Origin of the sequence: uncultured Cyclobacterium sp. (genome assembly GCF_963976465.1) — a bacterium.
GTDB lineage: Bacteria > Bacteroidota > Bacteroidia > Cytophagales > Cyclobacteriaceae > Cyclobacterium.
Genome location: NZ_CAXBOC010000362.1, coordinates 1 through 6,114 on the forward strand (window position 1 = coordinate 1; position 6,114 = coordinate 6,114).

3 protein-coding genes and 2 pseudogenes are annotated in these 6,114 nt (G+C 41.1%); 3 read left to right on the plus strand and 2 right to left on the minus strand.

All coding sequences use genetic code 11. From position 1 onward, the window contains the following. The 3 genes and pseudogenes from AAC037_RS17850 to AAC037_RS17860 all read left to right on the plus strand — a co-directional run. A pseudogene (locus AAC037_RS17850) lies at positions 1-194 on the plus strand (RNA methyltransferase); the annotation flags it as partial. Between the two features lie 195 nt (positions 195-389). Next, positions 390-1,448 (plus strand): hypothetical protein, encoded by a 1,059-nt coding sequence (locus AAC037_RS17855; RefSeq protein WP_339904467.1) that lies wholly within the window; start codon positions 390-392, stop codon positions 1,446-1,448. A 267-nt stretch (positions 1,449-1,715) separates the two neighbouring features. Then, a complete protein-coding gene (locus tag AAC037_RS17860; RefSeq protein ID WP_339904469.1) occupies positions 1,716-3,446 on the plus strand; it encodes an alpha-L-rhamnosidase C-terminal domain-containing protein in 1,731 nt (576 codons plus the stop codon). A gap of 105 nt (positions 3,447-3,551) precedes the next feature. Here the strand turns inward: AAC037_RS17860 and AAC037_RS17865 are convergent, their stop codons facing one another. Both AAC037_RS17865 and AAC037_RS17870 read right to left on the minus strand, forming a co-directional pair. Continuing rightward, positions 3,552-5,948 carry a ribonucleoside-diphosphate reductase subunit alpha gene (locus AAC037_RS17865; RefSeq protein ID WP_339904471.1) on the minus strand — a complete coding sequence of 799 codons (2,397 nt, stop codon included), beginning with the start codon at positions 5,946-5,948 and terminating at the stop codon, positions 3,552-3,554. A 29-nt stretch (positions 5,949-5,977) separates the two neighbouring features. Continuing rightward, positions 5,978-6,114 (minus strand): annotated as a pseudogene (locus AAC037_RS17870) (ribonucleoside-diphosphate reductase); the annotation flags it as partial.

The window sequence follows — 6,114 nt, forward strand, 5'->3', positions numbered from 1 at the left end:
TGTGTAGATTTGACCCTGAAAAACTAGAAGAGGTGGCCGAAGTAAACGGTTTCCAACCCATGCATATGAAGGGGAGGATATATAAGGGATATTGTTATGTTGCTGAAGAAGCCCTTAGAACCAAAAGAGACTTGGCGTACTGGATTGACCTCTGCCTGGACTTCAATGTTAAAGCCAAATCATCCAAGAAATAGGACAGGGAAATCCTGTAATTGAATGGTTTAATAGAACCTGTGTCTTCCATTGTTTTTATTTTGACAACATTAATCTTGCAATCCATAAAACCTGTTGAGGAGCTTAGGGGTTAAAGGTTTATAGATATGAAACTAAAAAGTTGCTATATAAGAAATTATTTATGGCCAATTAAACTGTGTATTGCTTTCCTGGCTATGCTGTTGTTAAGTAAAGAAGGGAATGCTCAAAAAGTCAATCTAGAACCCATACCTCTACGTGTGGCTGCTCAGGTTTTTAGTCCGGATGAATTTTATATTGCTCGGGTCATTGATGAAAGAGCGGACCAAAACCCTACGGCATTTGTGGTTGTTGACCTGGAGCGAGGGAATAACCTGGAAACGGTAAACTTAAAAGGCGGAACCATAGCTGCATTGGAAGGGTATATTTTGAAAGCTTATCCGGGAGATAAAAATTTGCGGCCTATAGTGATTCGGGTTAAAGACTGTAAAATTATAGAAAATCTCAAAAACCCTAAGACAGGGGCTGTAGAAGGAGACATTCACCTGGATTTTACCTTTGCCATGGAGAAAGGGGATGAACTTGTAGATTTGTTGGATTTTCAAGGGGGGATAAGTTACCAAAGAGGGATTAGACAAGTTAATTTATTGGAAGCCTTTCTAAGACGTTCGGTGAATTTGTCCATCAAGTATTTTGACGATTGGATAAAGAAAGACGCCGCCAATAATCAAAAACTGGCGAAGTCTGTTCGGTTAGAAATTAGTGATTACCAGGGGACGAATGATAAGGATACTGTTTTCTACTCCACTGATAGGCCACTTTCTTGGGAGGATTTTAAAGGAAGACCCAGGTTTAACAACTATGCAGCTTCCATTTTTGCAAGTATAGGTTACGAGTCCAATAGCAAGGTAGAAAATGGGGAGATTGTGGTCGATTTGGTTTTTAAAACATATATGTTAAAAAGTTCCTCATGGGTGAGGAGTGGAAATAACAGCTACGGCTTGAATCACGAGCAAAGGCATTTTGACATTGCCAAGATTGTCACAGAGCGACTTAAAAACACACTTGAGGCATTGCAATTAGAACCCCATAATTATGAAAGAAAAGTATCCTTTCACTATTTGGAAGCCTTTAGAGAGATGAACCAAATGCAGGAAGAATATGACCGGGAAACTTCAAATGGAACCAATGGCTCCGCCCAACAAAGGTGGAATGAAAAGATTGATTCTACATTGCGTCAATTGGGAGTAGATTGATATTGCGTAACATCTTTTCCTAATACAGCTAAGGGTCTATCATCAGACGCTTTAGATTTATCCTGGAGCTTCTGAATGGCTTGAATTTGTTAGCTGCACCTACCCTATTTAATATTTCGGGTTGAGGCAATAATTTTTCCTTAGGCAGGTAGCTACAGGACAGGACTATGGACTATTCATTTTATCTTGCCTTTTTAACCAAAATGACAAGATCTAATGAATGTGATGCAAAGACCCCTAAAGCTTGTTTTTTCCTTGACCCTGTTAATGGCAATTGGTTTCGATGCTTTTGGCCAGCTTCCTCCTGCGTTTAATAATGGCAAGGATTATAAAATTGCAGATGATTCCAGAACCAGGAAATACATCGCCCCGGTTAAAATATTTTGGAAATCTACCGAGGATAAGGGACTGATAAAGAATGAAAACCATCTGTTGGGACAACCGATCGGGCAGGCCATTCTTACTTCCAACCAAGACTTTTTGGTCATGAGGAGTACTGCAACAGAAAAGCCCGGTATCCTGTTGGACTTTGGGGTTAACCTTCACGGAGGCATTCAATTGGTCACTGGCATGATTGGCTCCAAAGATCCGGTGCGGGTGCGCATAAAGTTGGGAGAATCTGTAACTGAGGCCATGTCTTCTATAGATACCCTTCAGGGAGCCACCAATGATCATGCGATGAGGGACTTTATCGTTTCCTTACCTTGGCTTGGTAAATTGGAAATTGGCAATTCGGGTTTTAGGTATGCCCGTATAGACCTGGTTGATCCGAACAAAGAGTTGTTGCTCAAAGAAGCCAATGCCATATTGACCTACCGAGACATCCCTTATTTGGGGAGTTTTAAAAGCAATGATGAGCGGCTGAATAAAATTTGGGAGATGGGTGCTTATACAGTTCATATGAATATGCAGGAGTATCTTTGGGATGGCATCAAAAGAGACCGTTTGGTATGGGTAGGTGATTTACATCCGGAAGTTTCTACCATCAATGCTGTATTTGGCTACAATGAAGTGGTGCCAAAAAGCCTTGACTTGATTCGTGACATTACACCCATGCCTGAGTGGATGAATGGGATCAGCACTTATTCTATGTGGTGGATCATTATTCATCGGGATTGGTATTTGCACCATGGGGACAAGGCTTATTTGAAGGCTCAAGAGGAATATTTAACAAAACTTTTGCGCCATATGGCGAGCAGGGTAGAAGGGAACAAAGAAAAATTGGATGGTACACGCTTTTTAGATTGGCCTTCAAGTGAAAATCCGGCAGCCATTCATGCCGGTTTACAATCCATGCTGATTTGGGCTTTTGATGCATCTGCAGCTATTTTTACTGTTTTGGAAAATTCAGAAATGGCCAAAGAAGCAGCAACCATGTCTGCTAAATTAAAGACTTATCGTCCGAAACACGCTGGATCGAAACAAGCGGCTTCCCTTATGTCTTTGACAGGAATTATGGATCCTGTAAAAGCCAACCGAGAGGTCTCCAAAAATGGAGTTGCTGATTTTTCTACTTTTTATGGTTATTATATGCTTGAGGCCAAGGCCAAGGCTGGGGATTATCAAGGAGCCATAGAAAATATTCGTGAGTACTGGGGAGGAATGATTGATTTGGGAGCGACTACTTTCTGGGAGGATTTTAATATTGAGTGGTTAGAAAATGCAGGGCGAATAGATGATTTTGTACCGGAGGGTAAAGTTGATGTTCATGCCTCTTATGGTGGGTATAGCTATGATAAGCTCCGACATAATCTAAGTCATGGTTGGGCTTCAGGGCCTACAGCTTGGTTGAGCAAGCATGTTCTAGGGGTGGAGGTATTAGAGCCTGGATCTAAGACCTTGTTAATTGATCCACACTTAGGGGATTTGGAATGGGTAGAAGGAACATTCCCTACACCTTATGGCTTGGTTTATGTCAAGCATGTTAAGCAGGGTGATGGAAGCCTAAAGTCGGATGTTTCTGCTCCTAAGGAAGTCAATATTGTGTATACCAAATAAGCCGGCTGGGCTTAAGGTTGGGTCAGGGTTTTGTAAGGGGATAAAAAAAGGCAACTGCCCATTAAAATGGACAGTTGCCTTTTTAGTTATGGATGAAATTGTGGATCAACTACCACAAGCTTCACAATCATCAGGGTTGTCCAATGAACAAACAATGGCCTCCTGCTGTTGTTTTCTGCTTTCTGTATCATCAATTGCAGCCGGTTTGTCACCACCCAATTGAGATTTGTCAACAGTAAACTTAATGGCACTACTTGCCGCTTTAGAGCGTAAGTAATAAATTCCTGTTTTCAATCCTTTTTTCCAAGCATAGAAATGCATAGAGGTTAATTTACCGAAATTAGGTTCCTGTAAAAACAGGTTCATACTTTGTGACTGACAAACATAGGCACCTCTGTCGGCCGCCATGTCTATGATGACCTTTTGAGAAATTTCCCAGACAGTTTTGTACAGGTCTTTCAGGTTCTGAGGAATGTCCGGCATGTCTTGAACGGATCCATTGGAAGCGATCAATCTGTTTTTCATTCCGTCGGTCCAAAGTCCTAATCTGATCAAATCTTTCATCAAGTGCTTATTGACTACCACAAACTCTCCGGACAAGGTTCTTCTTGTATAGATATTGGTGGTATAAGGTTCAAAACACTCATTGTTACCCAATATTTGAGAGGTAGACGCGGTTGGCATAGGAGCCACCAAAAGTGAATTCCTTACGCCATACTTGTTTACCTTTTCTTTAAGTCCTGCCCAGTTCCATCGATCTGATTTAGGGGTTACCCCCCACATGTCAAATTGGAAAAGTCCTTTGGATACCGGTGAGCCTTCATAGGTCTCATAGGTGCCATTTACTTTTGCCAGTTCCATGGAGGTTTCCATAGAGGCAAAGTAGATGGTTTCAAAGATGTCTTCATTGAGTCCTTTGGCTTCTTCGGAATCGAAAGGCATTCTCAATAGAATAAAGGTGTCAGCCAATCCTTGAATCCCTAAACCAACTGGTCTGTGTCTGAAGTTTGATTTACGCGCTTCAGGAACAGGGTAATAATTGACATCGATTACCTTGTTAAGGTTTCTGGTGACCACCTTAGTGACTTCATATAATTTTTGATGGTCAAAGTGTTTTTTACCATCTTTTCCTGTGGTCACAAATTTAGGAAGAGCCAAAGACGCCAGGTTACAAACTGCTACCTCATCAGGAGAGGTGTACTCCATGATCTCCGTACATAGGTTAGATGATTTGATGGTTCCCAAATTTTTCTGGTTGGATTTGCCATTGGCTGCATCCTTGTATAAGATATAAGGGGTACCTGTTTCAATTTGAGATTCTAAGATCTCAAACCAAAGCTCTTGTGCTTTGATGGTTTCACGCGCTCTACCTTCTTTTTCGTATTTTTCATAGAGTCTTTCGAACTCTTCACCATGGCAATCACCCAAGCCGGGGGCTTCGTGTGGACAGAATAAAGACCATTCTTCATTGGCTTCTACCCTTTTCATAAAGAGATCGGATACCCAGACAGCATAGAATAAATCTCTAGCACGTAGTTCATCCTTTCCATGGTTCTTTTTCAAGTCAAGGAAGTCTTTGATATCCGCATGCCAAGGCTCAAGATAAATGGCGAAGCTTCCTTTTCTTTTTCCACCACCCTGATCAACGTATCGGGCAGTCATGTCAAAGTTTCTTAACATGGGTACAATTCCATTGGAAACACCATTGGTGCCTCTGATATAAGAGCCTTTGGCCCTTACATTATGAATGGAAAGACCTATGCCTCCTGCAGATTGTGAAATTTTCGCACATTGTTTCAAGGTGTCATAAATTCCATCAATACTGTCGTCCTTCATCGTTAGCAAGAAGCAAGAGGACAATTGAGGTTTTGGTGTACCTGCATTAAAAAGAGTAGGGGTGGCATGTGTAAACCATTTTTGAGACAATAGGTGGTAAGTCTCAATGGCAGCATCGATGTCTTCCTTATGGATACCTATTGACACCCGCATCAGCATGTGTTGAGGTCTTTCCACCACTTTACCATCAAGTTTGATAAGGTAGCTTCTTTCCAAGGTTTTGAAGCCGAAGAAATCGTAGTCAAAGTCTCTGCTGTAATCAATTACTTGATCTAGTTTGGCAGCATGTTTTTTTACAATTCCATATACATCAGGAGCAATCAAAGCTGCGTTCTCATCTGTTTTTGGATTGATATAGGTATAAAGTCGTTTCATGGTGTTCGAAAACGACTGACTAGTAGTTTTGTGAAGGTTTGATATGGAAATTCTAGCAGCAAGTATTGCGTATTCCGGATGCTTTACCGTAAGGGAAGCACAAACCTCTGCGGCAAGATTGTCAAGTTCCGAGGTAGTGACACCATCGTATAGGCCATCAATTACTTTCTTTGCAACCTCAATGGGATGAATGTAGCGAGCATCCAAGCCATAACATAGGTTCTCTATTCTAGTTGTGATTTTATCAAATCTGACGGACTCTCTTCTACCGTCTCTTTTTATTACTAACATACTTACTGATTATAATGGTTAAAAAATGATTAAAAGTCTTCTTCAACAGAGAATTTTCCTGAAGAAGTGTCGTCTTTGCCTTTCATTACCCCGGCTTTTTGATAATCACCGACACGTTTTTCGAAGAAATTGGTTTTTCCTTCTAAAGAAATCATGTCCATAAAAT